This window comes from Parerythrobacter aurantius (assembly GCF_045291475.1).
In the GTDB taxonomy this organism is placed as follows: domain Bacteria; phylum Pseudomonadota; class Alphaproteobacteria; order Sphingomonadales; family Sphingomonadaceae; genus Parerythrobacter; species Parerythrobacter aurantius.
Window position 1 is genome coordinate 2,598,359 of record NZ_CP147985.1, and the last position, 13,812, is coordinate 2,612,170.

The window sequence follows — 13,812 nt, forward strand, 5'->3', positions numbered from 1 at the left end:
TTTACAGCGTCCGCGTCGCTCCAGCAATCTTGCCGGGATCGATGGTTAAGACGGCCTTACTCCGCGGGGGCGAGCTCGTCGGCTGCGTCGGAAACGGCCTGACCGGCGTCCTGGGCAGCTTCGCCCACTTCGTTGGCAGCCTGGCCGACTTCTTCGGCAGCGTCGGTGATTGCCGCGTCCTTGGCAATCTCGGAGTCAGACATCTGGGTCAGGAAATAGGCCCCGCCCACCAGCGCCACCAGCAGCAGGATTATGAGAATCCATTTGCCGGCGCCGCCGCTCTCGCTACGGTCCGAGATGACGGTGGTATGGGTGGTCGAGGTGGTACCGTCTGGGTTTTCGGTACGGACAATGCGTTCTTCGGTCATAGGGTTTCCTCCAAGACCGCCTAAACGGTCGCGCTGGAAACTTGGTTCCGGACGTGCGCACGGAGCTTTTGCGGTGTCCCGCTTCGGATCAGGTGCCCGCTCCGGATCAGGTGAATGTGAAGGGCCGGTCGGATCGAGCGATCAACTCGAAGCTCAGCGGTGCGCCTGCAGGCGGCAGCGCGCGCTGGCGGCACTCGGACCAATAGCACCGAGCGCATCCGAGCCCGATCCGCGTGGCATCCTCGGGCCGGAGCGAGATACCCCGTGCCATGGCGAGATCACCTGCCAACCTTGCTTCGATCCCCAGGACGATCGCGAATTGCCCCGACGACGCACCCTCGGCAGATGCCACGGCGTAACTCATCGTGACCCAGTGCGTGGGCCCGCCCGCGCTTTCTTCGAGCAGGACGGGCTGCACAAGCCAGCCGTCGCGGCGGCCGAAGGCCTGATGCACCTGCCACAGCGGGCAGCTGTGTTCGGATTCAACCAATGCCGCACCGCTGGCACCGGCAAAGCGTTTCGAGAATTGCCCGGCCCGATCGATGCGCGCCATGAAGAACGGCAGCCCGCGTTGCCCGACCCGCTGCAGGGTGGTCAGGCGATGGGCTACCTGTTCCACGCTGGCTCCGAACCGGCGGGTCAAGACCTCGAGATCGTAACCGGTGGACTCGCAAGCCCGCAGGAAGCGGGAGTAGGGCATCATCAGTGCCGCGGCGAAATAGCCCGACAGATGCCGTTCAAAGAGCTTGCGCGCCGTATCGTCGGCAAAGCCCGCACCGGCCGCGATCGCAGCGATGGTCGGGCCCTGCTCCAATTCGGCGATTTGCAGGGCGAGCTGGAAGCTGCGCGAGGCAGGCGACAGCATTTCCGAAAGCTGCACCTGGCGGGCATGGAAATCGAGCCGGCGGATGGTTCCGGGAAGGACTTCGCGTGGAAGTATGCGGATGGCGAGATGGTGGCGTTCGCGCAGCCTGTCGCTGATGGCCGCGAAGACTTCCTGGCGCGAGAGGCGCATTTCGTCGGCCAGTTGCTCGGCCGCTGCGTCGAGATCGGCGAAATGGTTGCGCCAGCGTTCGATTTCCCGGCGCGACGCGGCAAGCGGATCGTCATCCCCGGCGCTCGCACTTCCCTGCGCATCAAATAGTCGGGCAAAGGCAGCCGCGGCCTGCGGCGCATTCGAGAGGAAGTCGGACACTTCGTCTCGATCGATTCCCAGATCAGCGAAGCGCTCGTCGCCTAGGCGGCGAAGCAGCCCTTCGAACCCTCCGATCGCATCGTGTTCCTTGAGGCCCCGCGCATCGAAGTCGAACTGGTCGACCAGCCGCACGATGACCCTCGCCGACAGGGGGCGCTGGTTGCGCTCCATCAGCGTCAGGTAGCTGGCTGAAATGCCGAGCCGCTGGGCCATGGCGGTCTGCGTCATGCCTTCGCGTTTCCGTAGGCGCCGCAAAGCCGGACCGGCGAACAGAGACCCTTCTGTCATTGTAACTTTCCTTACAACATTACACCGATTAGTTGCTGAACTAGCGCAATAGGACAAGAAAGTCTGTAAGAATCTCTGGTTTCGTCACATTCCTGGTGGCATTTGGCTCGACAGCACTCGTCCAATCAGGAGTTTCCTCGTGACCTATCAGCAAGCCATCACCGCCCTGGACAAGACCATTGCGGCCAACGGCGCGCCCTGGAATGCCATCGATGCTGAATCGGCGGCCCGGATGCAGATCCAGAACCGGTTCCCCACCGGCCTCGACATCGCACGTTACACGGCAAAGATCATGCGCGAGGATATGGCTGCCTATGACGCTGACCCTGCCAATTACACCCAGTCGCTGGGTTGCTGGCACGGGTTCATCGCCCAGCAGAAGTTGATCTCGATCAAGAAGCATTTCGGCAGCACCAAGCGCCGGTACCTCTATCTCTCGGGGTGGATGGTCGCCGCGCTGCGCAGCGAGTTCGGCCCCCTGCCCGACCAGTCGATGCATGAAAAGACGAGCGTTCCGGCGCTGATCGGCGAACTCTATACCTTCCTTCGCCAGGCCGATGCACGCGAACTCGGCGGCCTCTTCCGCGAGCTCGATGCGGCCAAGCAGGCCAAGGATGCGGTCAACATCCATCGCTTGCAGCGCAAGATCGACGAGCACCAGACGCACGTCGTGCCGATCATCGCAGACATCGACGCCGGCTTCGGCAATGCGGAAGCAACCTACCTGCTCGCCAAGAAGATGATCGAGGCAGGTGCCTGTGCGCTCCAGATCGAGAACCAGGTCTCGGACGAGAAGCAGTGCGGCCACCAGGACGGCAAGGTCACCGTTCCGCACGAGGAATTCCTGCAGAAGATCCGTGCGATCCGCTACGCCTTCCTCGAACTCGGCGTTCCCGACGGGATCATCGTCGCGCGCACCGACTCGCTCGGCGCCGGCCTGACCAAGTCGATCGCCTACACCAAGGAAGAAGGCGATCTTGGCGACCAGTACAACAGCTTCCTCGATTGCGAGGAAGTGGACCCGGCCGACATCCGGAACGGCGATGTCTTCATCAGCCGCGAAGGCAAGCTGCTGCGTCCCAAGCGGTTGCCCAGCAACCTCTACCAGTTCCGTGCCGGAACCGGCGAGGACCGCTGCGTGATGGACTGCATCGCCTCGCTCCAGCATGGCGCCGACCTGCTCTGGATCGAAACCGAAAAGCCGCACATCGGCCAGATCGGCGGTATGGTCCGCCGCATTCGCGAGGTGATCCCCAATGCCAAGCTGGTGTACAATAATTCGCCGAGCTTCAACTGGACGCTCAATTTCCGCCAGCAGGTCTACGACGCCTGGGCCGAAGCCCGGAAGGACGTATCCGCATACGATCGCGACCGCTTGATGAGCGTGGATTACGATGCGACCGATCTGGCTGCGGAAGCGGACGAGCGTATCCGGACCTTCCAGCGCGATGCGGCGCGCGAGGCAGGAATTTTCCATCACCTGATCACGCTGCCGACTTACCATACGGCTGCCCTCAGCACCGACAATCTCGCCAAGCGGTACTTCGGTGACGACGGGATGCTGGGCTATGTCAAGAACGTCCAGCGCGAGGAAATCCGCCAGGGAATTGCCTGCGTCAAGCACCAGAACATGGCCGGCTCGGACATCGGCGATGATCACAAGGAGTATTTCGCCGGCGAAGCCGCGCTCAAGGCCGGCGGAGCGCACAACACGATGAACCAGTTCGAAGCTGCCTAGGAGAGGAGCAATGACGATGACCGATACCGACACCAAGCCGACGGAGCCGGGCCGAGCACGGGCGCTGCTTTCTACGGCCGACTTCAAGCTTCTGCGCCGTGCGCTCGAGAGCCATGCAAAGGCGACCGAGGACCGCGAAGAACTGGCTAAGATCAACGCCCTGCACCACCGCCTGGGTAACTACGGCTGAGGGAATAGACCGAATCTCCTGGGGAGGAGATCACGGCCGTCGGGGAACCATTCCCCGGCGGCCGTGACAATTCCGGCCTTTGGCCGCTCCCGCACTTGCGAATGATTAACCGCTTTGCGCTAAGGACGCGTCATGGTCCGCAATCGCAAGCACCAGAAAACCGACCCTGCGAAGCTGTACCGCCACTTCGCGGTGTTTACCGTCGCGGCCACGGCGCTGGTCGGCATCATGGCGGACGGCGAGGCTACCCAAGCCCTGGAAGACAAGGTGCGGGCGCAACAGGAACGCACGCAGCTTCAGGAAGAATCCAAGAAATACAGCACCAACCGGGAAATCATCCGCCGCGATGGCGCCTCGGGTGGCGGATCGTTCGGCTCGAGCAATTCGATCGCCATCGCAGGTGTCGGCACCGGCATTGGCTCCGTGGACCCCAACAATTTCATCACCGTAGCCTCCGTTGAGAAGAACGGGAAAACGGTCTGGGGCAGGCTCGGGTTGTCGGAAGAGGACTGGTTCAAGCTGCCCAGCGAAGTGCGCAAGTCGCTCGCCGGCACCAATGACCCTATGGTCATCGGGACGCCGGAAGAACGCCGCGCCGCGATGAAGAAATTGGCGGCGGCTTCGCGCAGCAGGGCCCGGCCGGACCTCTCGGTGGCCGGCAACGCTATCGTGCTGGAAGAGTCGATGGACGAGTAGGCTCAGCCGCCCTTGCGGGCCATGAGATCGAGCGTCGCTGCCGCCATCGCTTCGCTGGCCGTGGCAATCACCTTCTCCGCGTCGGGAGCCCAGAAGGGGCTGTGCAATGACGGCAGCACTATCTCCCCACGCTCGGCCGCCGCCATCTGGTCGTGCGGTACACCGCCGACCCAGAAAATTAGCGATTCCACATTTTCGCGGTCGGCACGATAGAACTGGCTGAAGTCCTCGCCGCCCATGACGGGCGGCACTGCAGCAACCCGCTCCGGGCCGAAGCGGGTTTGCATGGCAGCCATGACGCGCGCGGTCAGCTCGGGCGTATTGTAGGTCGAGGGGGTGTAGGTCTCCTCGATCTTCACCACCGGCATCCGGTCCTCCGGAATGCCTGCCGCAATCGCTTCGCCGCGAACGATGCGCGCAATGCCGTCGAGCAACTGCTTGCGCGATTCGTCGCTATAAGACCGCACGGTCAATTGCAGCCTGGCTTCGTCGGGGATGATGTTGTGCTTCGCACCTGCCAGGAAGCTCCCCACGGTCACGACAGCGGGCTCCAGCGGCGATTTCTCGCGGCTGACGAGCGTTTGCAGCTTCATTACGATGGCGCTGGCAAGCACGATCGGGTCACGCGTCGTATGCGGATACGCACCATGCCCACCGACGCCCTTCACCAGTATGTCGACGCTATCGACATTGGCCAGTGCGTAGCCTGAGGTAAAACCGAGCATTCCTGCAGGGAACTGGGCCGCATCGTGGAAACCGAGCACGTAGTCGGGCTTGGGGAAGCGTTGGTAAAGGCCGTCTTCCAGCATGGCGAGCGCGCCGAGACCGATCTCCTCCGCCGGTTGCAGGATCATGACGAGGGTTCCCGACCACTGATCCTTGCGCTCGACCAACGCCCGTGCGGCGCCGACCCAGGCGGCCATGTGCGTATCGTGCCCGCAGGCGTGCATGACGCCGGTCGTGACCCCCGACGCGGGCGTTGCAGTGACCTTGGAAGCAAACGGCAGGCCCGTCTGTTCGATGACCGGCAAACCGTCCATGTCGGCACGGAGCATGACTGTCGGGCCATCGCCGTTGCGCATCACGGCGACGACGCCCGTCTTGCCGACTCCTTCGGTCACCTCGAAGCCCAGTTCGCGAGCAATCGCGGCGAGCTTGGCAGCGGTCCGCACCTCCTCGAAGCTCAGTTCGGGGTTGGCGTGGAGATCACGGTAGATTTCCATCAAGCGGGGCATGTCCTGCGCCACATCCGCGCGCAGGTCGTCCGCGCTGGCCGGGCATGCCGAGAATGCCAGCGCTATCGCTCCGGTAACGGCCCAGGTCTTCGGCATCGATTACTCCCCCTTGCTTGACACCCGCCTGGCGCACCTATGCCATGCCGGGATAGGTCAGCACCAGCAGGATCGATAATGTCGTCACCATCAGGATGACAAGTGGCACGCCCGTCCGGATGTAGTCCCTGAACTGATATGAGCCCTCGGACATAATGAGCATGTTGGTCTGATAGGCAATCGGCGTTGCATAGCACAGGTTGCAGCCGAACAGCACGGCCAGCACCAGCGGCTCCGCTGGCAGCCCGAGGCGTGTGGCAATGCTGTAGGCGATGGGCGTGCCGACGGTAGCGGCAGTCGCGTTCGATGCAAAATTGGTCAGCGCCGTCACGAACAGCATGATCGCTGCCAGGACAAACGCGGGCGCAAGATGCTGGAGGCCGCTCGCGAGGACAAGGCCTAGCCAGTCTGCCGCGCCGCTTTCGTCGATGATCCGGCCGATGGCGATACTGGCTGCGACCAGCACGATGACCTTGGCGGATAAGGCTCGCCCTACCCGGTCAAACTTGACGCATCCCGTCACGAACATGAGGATCGCCCCCGCAAGGGCGGAAATGGCGATCGGAAGCAGGCCTGTCGACGCAAGCCCGACCGATCCAACCATGATCGCGGCGGCCAGCAGCGCTTTCGACTTGCGCGGCAGCTCCCTCATCCCCTCGAGCTGGAGCAGGCTGTCGGCACGGGCGAATGCCTGCAAATCGGCGGGAATTCCCATCACCAGGAATACGTCGCCTTCCGCGATCAGGAGGTCGCCAGCGGTGGAATACTGCGTCCGGTCGCCGACGAGCCGGTCGGGCCGGTGGATGCCGAGCACGGCAACACCGTAAAGATCGGCAATCCCGGAGGTCGGCATGGACCGGCCGATCAGGCGCGAATCGCCCGTGACCGTCATCTCGACAACCGCGATATCCTCCCTAGTTTCGACGGATTTGCGGCGGATCCTGTCGATCACCCAGACTGGCGCCACCTCGCCGCCGATGACCCGCATCGCCTCTTCGAGACCGTCGTGGGTGCCGGAAATCAGCAAGCGCTGCTGCGCGTCGATGGCCCCTTCGACAGTGTCGTGAACGGTAATGTCGGCTGGCAGCTTGCGCAGCAGCTGGGCGACGTCCTGCCCCACCAGTGACGACCCTTCGCCAATCCGCAACCTGGTGTAGAACCGCCGCTTCTGGTGCGGGTCTTCAACCCTGTTATCGCCCAACATCCTCGGCATCACCAGCCAGAGGTAAGGCAACGCGATTGCGGCGGCGACCAGGACGATCGGCGTGTAATGGAACACCCCCATCGGCTGCATGCCGAGGTCACTCGCGATCGAAACCACCAGAATATTGGTCGACGTGCCGATGGTGGTGGCCATCCCGCCGATCAATACCGCCGCGTTGACGGGGATGAGCGTCTTCGATGCGGGCATGCCGCCGCGCGCCGCCAGCGAGACGAGGATCGGCAGCAGCAGGACGAGCACCGGCGTGTCGTTCACCCCCATGGAGAGCAGGAAGGCCATCAGCAGGCTCACCAGCAAACCGAGCTGCAGGTTGTACTTGAAGACCCGCTCCAGGAAGTGTGCAGCAGGCTCCAGCGCCCCAGTCACCACCAGGCCCCGCCCCATGATCATCAGCGCGCATATCGTAATGAGCGCGTGGTGGCCGAAGCCGGAAAAAGCGATTGCCAGACCGTCCGTTGGCCGAGTCTCGGGCAAGGGGAAGAAGTACAGCCCCACGGCGATTACCGCGATGGTCATCAAGGACACGATCTCAACCGACATGCGTCCGCGCGCGAAAGCGACGAACATCGCAATCGTAACCACCATGGCGGCAAGAGCGTGCGGGGATGGGGCAGCAATCATGATGCGCCACGGGGTTAGCCCCGCTTGCGCGGAACGGCAATGGCTAGACCGGCAGGCTCATCCCGCTTCGCGCCTCGCCAGGATAAGGTTAGCCAGTATTGCCGTTGCAGACGTGCCGGCAGCGCCCGCCGGGAAAACCCAGGCCATGCCGCCCGCCATACCGAGCAGGCCAAGCCCGGCAGCGACCAGCCCCGAGACAATCCCCAGAGTGGCAAGCAACTTGCCCAGCCGCGTGCCTGACCTCCACATTCCGAAACCGAGGCCCAGTGCCGCGATGCCGAGCATGGCCTTGCCATGGAAATAAAGGAAGAATGCACCGGCGAGGACGCCAGCAAAAACCTTCGGATCGGCCGCTTCCCCGGCCGGACCGAACTGCGCCAGCCCGATCCCGACTTGCAGAATATTGACCAGACCGGCCAGCGCAACGGCCGACCATACCAGGGGCATGGAACCGCGGGCGACCAGCGCCAGAGCGCATACCGACATCAGCGAAAACGCAGCCATCTCGGTCAACCAGGTGATCTTCCGAAGAAGGGCGTCGTCTGCGGGTGAGACTACGGCAATGTAGAAAAGCTGTGTCGCCACAGTTGCAAGCAATGCGATGACAACCATCGTGGATGCGCCGCGCGGTGTGAAGTTCATGACCGTTCCCCTGTTATCTAGAAACAGGTTCGTACCACGAGGGGTACGGTTACGGCGATGCACGAAGAATGGTGCCCCTGGCCCGACTCGAACGGGCACTCCGTAAGGAACTCGATTTTGAGTCGAGCGCGTCTACCAATTCCACCACAGGGGCTAACCGTGGGAGAGGGGCTGTTAAACCCGCTTGCCCATTACTTCAAGGCGTTCGCGAGAAGCTTGTGCAGCTTCGAATGCAAGGCATCGTTTGCGGCCAGTACCTGCGCCGAATGCACGGGTTGCGAACGGCCGCGATAATCGGTCACGAAGCCGCCGGCCTCGCGCACCAGCAGGCAACCGGCAGCGGTATCCCAGTCATTGAGGCCGCTTTCCCAGAACCCGTCATAGCGGCCGGCGGCAACCCAGGCGAGGTCGAGCGATGCCGCGCCGAACCGGCGGATACCCGCGACCTCCGGCCCTATCGCACCGAAGATGCGGCTCCATTCAGCGAAGTCGCCATGGCCCTGGAATGGGATCCCGGTGGCAACGAGCGCTTCGGGGAGCGTGCGCCGCGCCGAAACGCGCAGCCGCGCATCGTGCAGCCACGCGCCACGGGTTTTCTCCGCCCAGAAGGTCTCGTCGGTGATGGGCTGGTAAATCACACCGGCGGTTACCTCACCCCAGCCCGAACCGTCGAGTTTTGGTTCCTGCACCGCGATACTGATCGCGAAATGCGGGATGCCGTGGAGGAAGTTGCTGGTCCCGTCGAGCGGATCGATGATCCAGCGCGGTTTGGTCGGATCACCTTCGATGATGCCCGCCTCTTCCAGCACGAAGCCCCAGTCGGGGCGAGCATGGAGCAGCTCGTCATAGATCGTACGCTCGGCAACCTGGTCCGCCTTCGACACGAAATCGGCCGGGCCCTTGCGGCTCACTTGCAGGTGCTCGATCTCGCCGAAGTCGCGACGCAGCTTCCCGCCCGCCTTGCGTGCGGCTTTCTCCATCACGCGGATGAGACCCGATACGGCTGCCATTGGTACTGTTACTTTCCTGTCAGTCGAACGCGACGCGGATCGAGCCCGCGGTCAGTTCGATTTCGCCCCAACCGCTGTCGATGTGGGCATAATCTTCCGTGATCATCGCCGAATGGATGACGCTGAGGTCCTGCTGCTCGCCTTCGACCACCTTGGTCTTGCGGATATGGAAATCGTCGAGATCGGCAAAGCGGACGAAGCCCTGCTTGTAGCATCCGTCCTCGCCCGGCTGCGGCGGGACGAAGTCGGGATGGTCAGCCTCGAGCCGGAAGTCCATTTCCAGCGCCAGCGACTTGTCGTCGTAGATGACGCCCAGAATGAAACTGCGGTCGAGATCGATCTTGTCGAGCTTTGGATGCTTGTCCGCCATGGCAGCCTCGGTTCGCGTGGTTGGATCAGCCGGCCTTGCCGACATAGCTTTGTTCGTAGACGTCGACCACGATGCGGGTGCCGCTTTCGATATGCGGCGGCACCATGATGCGCACGCCGTTGTCGAGCATGGCAGGCTTGTAGCTCGACGATGCGGTCTGACCCTTCACCACTGCATCGGCTTCCACGATCGTCGCTTCGACATGATTGGGCAGTTCGACCGAGATCGGTCGCTCGTCCCACAGCTCCAGCATGACCTCCATGCCGTCCTGCAGGAACGGGCGGGCATCGCCCAGCAGGTCGCTCGGCAGGTTGATCTGTTCGTAGGTGTCCTTGTCCATGAAAACCAGCATGTCGCCGTCTTCATAGAGGAACTGGTAGTCCTTGGTATCGAGCCGGACCTTTTCGACCGTATCGGCGCTGCGGAAGCGGATGTTGGTCTTGCGGCCGTCGATGAGGTTCTTCATCTCGACCTGCATGTAGGCCCCGCCCTTGCCGGGCTGGGTGTGCTGGATCTTGGCGACCTTCCAGATGCCGCCTTCATATTCGAGGATGTTGCCGGGACGGATGTCCACGCCGCTGATTTTCATGTCGAAGAGCCTTTAGTGGGATGTGTGCGCATCGGCGCAGCACGGTATTTCGAGCGCCCCATAGCGATGTGCTCACCTGCGGGCAAGGTTGGTGGAACTAGGGGCGCGGGCATGATATCGATTCACCGCATGAAGCCCGCGACCCTTTCGTCTGTTGCCTTGTGCCTTTCTGGCTGCCTGCTGGCATTTCCCGTGCTGCCCGCACTTGCCCGCACCGCCGATAGCTTGAGTACGCTGCCGGTGGGTCGGTATCAGTGCTCGCTTCCGGGCGATGCCGGGGGTGCGGCCTGGGTGCCGATCGAAGGCAAGCGGTTTTCGATCAAGAACGCTTCGCGCTATCTCCATCCGGATGGCGACGGCACCTACCTGCTCGCCGGTGACGAACTGGTGTTTACGCGCGGCCCGCTCAAGGACGAACGGTATCGACTGGTCGGAACCACGATGCTCCGCCAGATCAATTCCGACCGGTCGCTGTCGCGGGCCCGTTGCGTCCGCACCGGGCCGCTGCAATAGGCGTTGGGATCATCGCGGCGCGGTCAGCAAGGGATAGGGATTGATCGGGTTTGCCGGTTCCCACCAATCGGCATCGGCTGTGGTCCGCATGATCGCGAAATGCAGGTGCGGCGCATCTTCACTCGCATTGCCCGTCCAGCCGACAGCACCGAGCGGTGATCCCGCCTTGACGATCTGACCTTCACGCAGACCGGCGGCGTAACGGTCGAGGTGGGCATAATAGTAGATCGTCTGGCGGTCGGGCGAACGCAGGTAGACCGTGAGGCCGCCTGCAGCCGAGCGGAAAAGCCTTTCGACCGTTCCTTCTGCGGCTGCGATAACCGGCGTGCCAGTGGGCGCCATGATGTCGATCGCTTCGTGCAGGCGGCTGCCCTCGCCGCGCGCATCGTAGAATGTGTCCACCAGCGCGGCCGGCTCTGTTCCAGCCACGGGAATGATAAGCTCCAGATTTCCGCCGGCTGTCGGCAATTCCTCCTTGCGCGTTTCCAGCGACCGCGGCGCGGCTGCCGGTCCATCCGGGGTGCCAGAAGTTTCGTCGATTTCCGGGACGGAACCCGGCCCGCGCTTCAATTCAAGCAGGCCCGAGGTGCCTGCGTACCAGAGGCCGGAGGTGACGGCTGCAGTTACGACAATCGTCGCCAGCCGGTCGAGGTTCCCCAGCGCGCTCATGCCACGAACTGTACCTTCGTGTCCTGCGACACCATCTGTGCAAGACGCGCCGCATCCCAGTTGGTCAGCCGCACGCAACCGCTGCTCTGCGCGCGCCCGATCGTCTCCGGGTCGGGCGTGCCATGAATGCCGTAATGCTCCTTGCTCAGGTCGATCCAGACGACGCCGACGGGTGAATTGGGACCTGGCGGCAGTTGGTAGCTCTTGCCGTCTCCCTTGCCGAGCACTTCGGGGTCGTAGGCGTAAGGCGGATTGAAGGCTTCGCCTAGGATCTTCCAATCGCCGAGCGGTAGGGGAAATTCCGACGATCCGGAGCTGACAGTGAACAATGCGACAAGCCTGTTACCGGCATAGGCCTTCAGGGTCTTGCCTGCCTTGCTGACCACCACGCGGTCCACTTCGGGCTGCTCGGTCCCGACCCCGAGCGAGGCGAGCGTCATCTGCCAGTCGCGATTGTCGAGCGATCCCGGGGTGATCCGGTCGCCGCCTATGTTAGGTACCCTGATCTGCTGGCCAGCCTGGAAATAGCTGGGTTCCTCGCCGTCGGGACGTCCGATGTCGGGCGTCGGCGTGGGCTGTGGATTGGGGCCCTTGCCCTGCGGGGCACCGGCAGGCTGGCCACCCGGATTGAGCATCCGGAGCACGGCGATCGTGGTGTGAAATCGTTCGGCCAGACGTTCGTCCAGCGAACGATACCCCATTTTCCCGACTTTGGCTTGCTCCGCCGGATCTTCGGGAATGGCCTTGTAATCGGCTGTGCCCCAGCTTCCCGGTATTGTTACGACGCGGGTGGCCGGGATGCGCTCCCATTGAGCGAGGGCGGATTGCGTCGGTTCATCGAGCTTGCCCGTGATCTCCAGCGCATTCGCCTCCTGGAACCCGCGCAGGGCATTTTCAGTGCTCATCCCCATCTTGCCATCGATCACGCCCGGTCCGAAGCCGATCCGGTCGAGCACGACCTGCGCCTGCATGATCGGGCGTTCGTCGGAATCGGGGAGTCCCTGCCCGGACATCGCGCCCTCCATGTAGGCTTCGTCGTTCGAGGCCATGGAGTCGGCGAGGTTGTCTCCGCCGTAGGTGTCGTACCCGAAGTCGTCGGGAGCAGCCTCTGCCGTTTGCCCGGCCTCCCCTTGCTTCTCGCGATCGGTACCATTGAGACCGCACGCAGCGAGAGCGAGTGCCGAAGCGATTGGCAGGCAATGGAATTTTCTCAAGCGCATGTGTCTCTCCGCAGCCGCGAACCGTCTGGCCGCGTATGCGCAATCAACTCACGCGTTCGAGATTTGCTCCGAGAATGCCTTGATGGCCGCGACTTCATCGCCATTCCAGACAGCGCCCGACACGGCGAGGAAATCCGCTCCTGCCTCGATCAGCGGCCGGCAGTTCTCCGGAGTGATGCCGCCGATTGCCACGCAGGGAATCTCGAACAGCGATGCCCACCATTCGAGAAGTTCCGGTTCGGGCCGATGATCGGTTTCCTTAGTCGACGACGGGAAGAAAGCGCCGAAAGCGACGTAATCCGCCCCGGCCTCGCCCGCTTCCATGGCAAGATGCCGCGACGCATGGCAGCTGACCCCGATCTGAGCCTCACGGCCGAGCTGCGCCCGCGCATCTTTCGGATCGCCGTCGCCTTGCCCCAAATGCACCCCGTCGGCACCTAGCCGTTTCGCCAGCGCAATGCTGTCGTTGACAATGAAAGCGACGTCGCGTGCAACGCAGATCGCTTGCAAGGGTTCGGCAAGGCGTGCCGCATCGTGCTGGTCCATCCCCTTCACCCGGAACTGGAAGGCGGTCACGATGCCCTCGCCTGCATCGAGGGCACGTTCGAGCCGGGCGGGAAACTCCTCGCCGACTTCGAGCGGGGAAATCAGGTAGAGCTGGCAATCGGTCATGGCGCGCTCCGTATCGCCAATGGCGCGGTTCGTCGACATTCAGATTGAGGCAAGCCGAGGGCGCGCTATCTGCGCTGCATGAAGCGCCTTACCCTTTTCGTCCTGCCCATCGTGGTTACCGCCCTTGCGGCCTGCGCAGTGATACCCGACGCGCCCGTCGTGGAGGGTCGACCGCGCGCCGAACTGACGCCGGTTGCACTCGACCAGCCGGTCCAGGCGGGCGCCGTCGTCGTCACGCCCAAGAGAGTGGTCGAGGACAGCCGATGCCGGATCAACGCGCGCTGCGCCTGGGCCGGCAGGTTGATCGTGGAAACGCGGGTCGACGGCGCGGGATGGCGGGATACGACCAACATCACGCTGGGCGAAACCTACGCCACCCACGGCCACGTCATCGCGCTCGTCTCGGGCGAGCCGGGCCGCACAACAGGCGCGGAAATTGCCCCGGCTCAATATCGCTTCGTCTACGAGCCGCGCTGAA

Annotated in this window: 16 protein-coding genes and 1 tRNA gene; 5 read left to right on the forward strand and 12 right to left on the reverse strand. The window is 63.2% G+C overall.

Going from position 1 to position 13,812, the window contains the following annotated elements; all coding sequences use genetic code 11:
- Positions 1-56 precede the first annotated feature (56 nt).
- Together WAB17_RS12905 and WAB17_RS12910 are read right to left on the reverse strand one after the other, a co-directional pair.
- On the reverse strand, positions 57-368 hold the full coding sequence (locus WAB17_RS12905; protein WP_435417749.1) for a hypothetical protein: 312 nt from the start codon (positions 366-368) through the stop codon (positions 57-59).
- A gap of 106 nt (positions 369-474) precedes the next feature.
- A complete protein-coding gene (locus WAB17_RS12910) occupies positions 475-1,851 on the reverse strand; it encodes a helix-turn-helix domain-containing protein (protein WP_435417750.1) in 1,377 nt (458 codons plus the stop codon).
- 139 nt (positions 1,852-1,990) lie between these two features.
- Here WAB17_RS12910 and WAB17_RS12915 point away from each other — a divergent pair, with 139 nt between their 5' ends.
- From WAB17_RS12915 to WAB17_RS12925, 3 genes are all read left to right on the forward strand, one after another.
- Positions 1,991-3,589 (forward strand): isocitrate lyase, encoded by a 1,599-nt coding sequence (locus tag WAB17_RS12915; RefSeq protein ID WP_435417751.1) that lies wholly within the window; start codon positions 1,991-1,993, stop codon positions 3,587-3,589.
- A gap of 16 nt (positions 3,590-3,605) precedes the next feature.
- Positions 3,606-3,779, forward strand: coding sequence for a hypothetical protein (locus WAB17_RS12920; RefSeq protein WP_435417752.1), 174 nt, complete (start codon positions 3,606-3,608; stop codon positions 3,777-3,779).
- A gap of 132 nt (positions 3,780-3,911) precedes the next feature.
- Positions 3,912-4,475 (forward strand): hypothetical protein, encoded by a 564-nt coding sequence (locus tag WAB17_RS12925; RefSeq protein ID WP_435417753.1) that lies wholly within the window; start codon positions 3,912-3,914, stop codon positions 4,473-4,475.
- A gap of 2 nt (positions 4,476-4,477) precedes the next feature.
- Here WAB17_RS12925 and WAB17_RS12930 read toward each other — a convergent pair whose 3' ends face one another.
- The 7 genes from WAB17_RS12930 to efp all read right to left on the reverse strand — a co-directional run bounded on the left by WAB17_RS12930 (position 4,478) and on the right by efp (position 10,260).
- A complete protein-coding gene (locus WAB17_RS12930; RefSeq protein ID WP_435417754.1) occupies positions 4,478-5,806 on the reverse strand; it encodes an amidohydrolase in 1,329 nt (442 codons plus the stop codon).
- Positions 5,807-5,843: 37 nt separating this feature from the next.
- The gene (locus tag WAB17_RS12935) at positions 5,844-7,649 is read right to left on the reverse strand and encodes an SLC13 family permease (RefSeq protein ID WP_435417755.1); all 1,806 of its coding nucleotides are present in this window, start codon (positions 7,647-7,649) and stop codon (positions 5,844-5,846) included.
- A 57-nt stretch (positions 7,650-7,706) separates the two neighbouring features.
- Positions 7,707-8,291, reverse strand: coding sequence for a hypothetical protein (locus WAB17_RS12940; RefSeq protein WP_435417756.1), 585 nt, complete (start codon positions 8,289-8,291; stop codon positions 7,707-7,709).
- Positions 8,292-8,360: 69 nt separating this feature from the next.
- A tRNA-Leu gene (locus tag WAB17_RS12945) sits at positions 8,361-8,445 on the reverse strand.
- Between the two features lie 37 nt (positions 8,446-8,482).
- Positions 8,483-9,301 carry an inositol monophosphatase family protein gene (locus WAB17_RS12950; RefSeq protein ID WP_435417757.1) on the reverse strand — a complete coding sequence of 273 codons (819 nt, stop codon included), beginning with the start codon at positions 9,299-9,301 and terminating at the stop codon, positions 8,483-8,485.
- 19 nt (positions 9,302-9,320) lie between these two features.
- Positions 9,321-9,671: a hypothetical protein gene (locus WAB17_RS12955; RefSeq protein WP_435417758.1), complete on the reverse strand. Its 351-nt coding sequence runs from the start codon at positions 9,669-9,671 to the stop codon at positions 9,321-9,323.
- Between the two features lie 25 nt (positions 9,672-9,696).
- Entirely contained in the window at positions 9,697-10,260 is a 564-nt protein-coding gene (efp, locus tag WAB17_RS12960; protein ID WP_435417759.1) for an elongation factor P, read from the reverse strand.
- Positions 10,261-10,371: 111 nt separating this feature from the next.
- Here efp and WAB17_RS12965 point away from each other — a divergent pair, with 111 nt between their 5' ends.
- Positions 10,372-10,773 carry an elongation factor P gene (locus WAB17_RS12965; protein WP_435417760.1) on the forward strand — a complete coding sequence of 134 codons (402 nt, stop codon included), beginning with the start codon at positions 10,372-10,374 and terminating at the stop codon, positions 10,771-10,773.
- Positions 10,774-10,782: 9 nt separating this feature from the next.
- Here WAB17_RS12965 and WAB17_RS12970 read toward each other — a convergent pair whose 3' ends face one another.
- From WAB17_RS12970 to thiE, 3 genes are read right to left on the reverse strand one after another with little or no spacing between them, the layout of a single operon-like run.
- On the reverse strand, positions 10,783-11,442 hold the full coding sequence (locus WAB17_RS12970; RefSeq protein WP_435417761.1) for a M23 family metallopeptidase: 660 nt from the start codon (positions 11,440-11,442) through the stop codon (positions 10,783-10,785).
- Entirely contained in the window at positions 11,439-12,662 is a 1,224-nt protein-coding gene (locus tag WAB17_RS12975; protein ID WP_435417762.1) for a L,D-transpeptidase family protein, read from the reverse strand. The genes WAB17_RS12970 and WAB17_RS12975 overlap by 4 nt, the downstream gene beginning before the upstream one ends.
- A 48-nt stretch (positions 12,663-12,710) precedes the next feature.
- Entirely contained in the window at positions 12,711-13,373 is a 663-nt protein-coding gene (thiE, locus tag WAB17_RS12980; RefSeq protein ID WP_435417763.1) for a thiamine phosphate synthase, read from the reverse strand.
- A 39-nt stretch (positions 13,374-13,412) separates the two neighbouring features.
- Between thiE and WAB17_RS12985 the strand changes: the two genes are divergently transcribed.
- Complete coding sequence (locus tag WAB17_RS12985) at positions 13,413-13,811, forward strand: hypothetical protein (protein ID WP_435417764.1); 399 nt, start codon at positions 13,413-13,415, stop codon at positions 13,809-13,811.
- The last annotated feature ends 1 nt before the right edge of the window (position 13,812 follow it).

Bases quoted from the DNA above. Each gene is read 5' to 3' on its own strand.
- WAB17_RS12935 (WP_435417755.1), bottom strand. From the start codon at position 7,649: ATGATTGCTGCCCCATCCCCGCACGCTCTTGCCGCCATGGTGGTTACG.
- WAB17_RS12950 (WP_435417757.1), bottom strand. From the start codon at position 9,301: ATGGCAGCCGTATCGGGTCTCATCCGCGTGATGGAGAAAGCCGCACGC.
- WAB17_RS12940 (WP_435417756.1), bottom strand. From the start codon at position 8,291: ATGAACTTCACACCGCGCGGCGCATCCACGATGGTTGTCATCGCATTG.
- WAB17_RS12920 (WP_435417752.1), top strand. From the start codon at position 3,606: ATGACCGATACCGACACCAAGCCGACGGAGCCGGGCCGAGCACGGGCG.
- WAB17_RS12925 (WP_435417753.1), top strand. From the start codon at position 3,912: ATGGTCCGCAATCGCAAGCACCAGAAAACCGACCCTGCGAAGCTGTAC.
- WAB17_RS12975 (WP_435417762.1), bottom strand. From the start codon at position 12,662: ATGCGCTTGAGAAAATTCCATTGCCTGCCAATCGCTTCGGCACTCGCT.
- WAB17_RS12930 (WP_435417754.1), bottom strand. From the start codon at position 5,806: ATGCCGAAGACCTGGGCCGTTACCGGAGCGATAGCGCTGGCATTCTCG.
- WAB17_RS12905 (WP_435417749.1), bottom strand. From the start codon at position 368: ATGACCGAAGAACGCATTGTCCGTACCGAAAACCCAGACGGTACCACC.
- WAB17_RS12910 (WP_435417750.1), bottom strand. From the start codon at position 1,851: ATGACAGAAGGGTCTCTGTTCGCCGGTCCGGCTTTGCGGCGCCTACGG.
- efp (WP_435417759.1), bottom strand. From the start codon at position 10,260: ATGAAAATCAGCGGCGTGGACATCCGTCCCGGCAACATCCTCGAATAT.
- WAB17_RS12955 (WP_435417758.1), bottom strand. From the start codon at position 9,671: ATGGCGGACAAGCATCCAAAGCTCGACAAGATCGATCTCGACCGCAGT.
- WAB17_RS12985 (WP_435417764.1), top strand. From the start codon at position 13,413: ATGAAGCGCCTTACCCTTTTCGTCCTGCCCATCGTGGTTACCGCCCTT.
- WAB17_RS12965 (WP_435417760.1), top strand. From the start codon at position 10,372: ATGATATCGATTCACCGCATGAAGCCCGCGACCCTTTCGTCTGTTGCC.
- WAB17_RS12970 (WP_435417761.1), bottom strand. From the start codon at position 11,442: ATGAGCGCGCTGGGGAACCTCGACCGGCTGGCGACGATTGTCGTAACT.
- thiE (WP_435417763.1), bottom strand. From the start codon at position 13,373: ATGTCGACGAACCGCGCCATTGGCGATACGGAGCGCGCCATGACCGAT.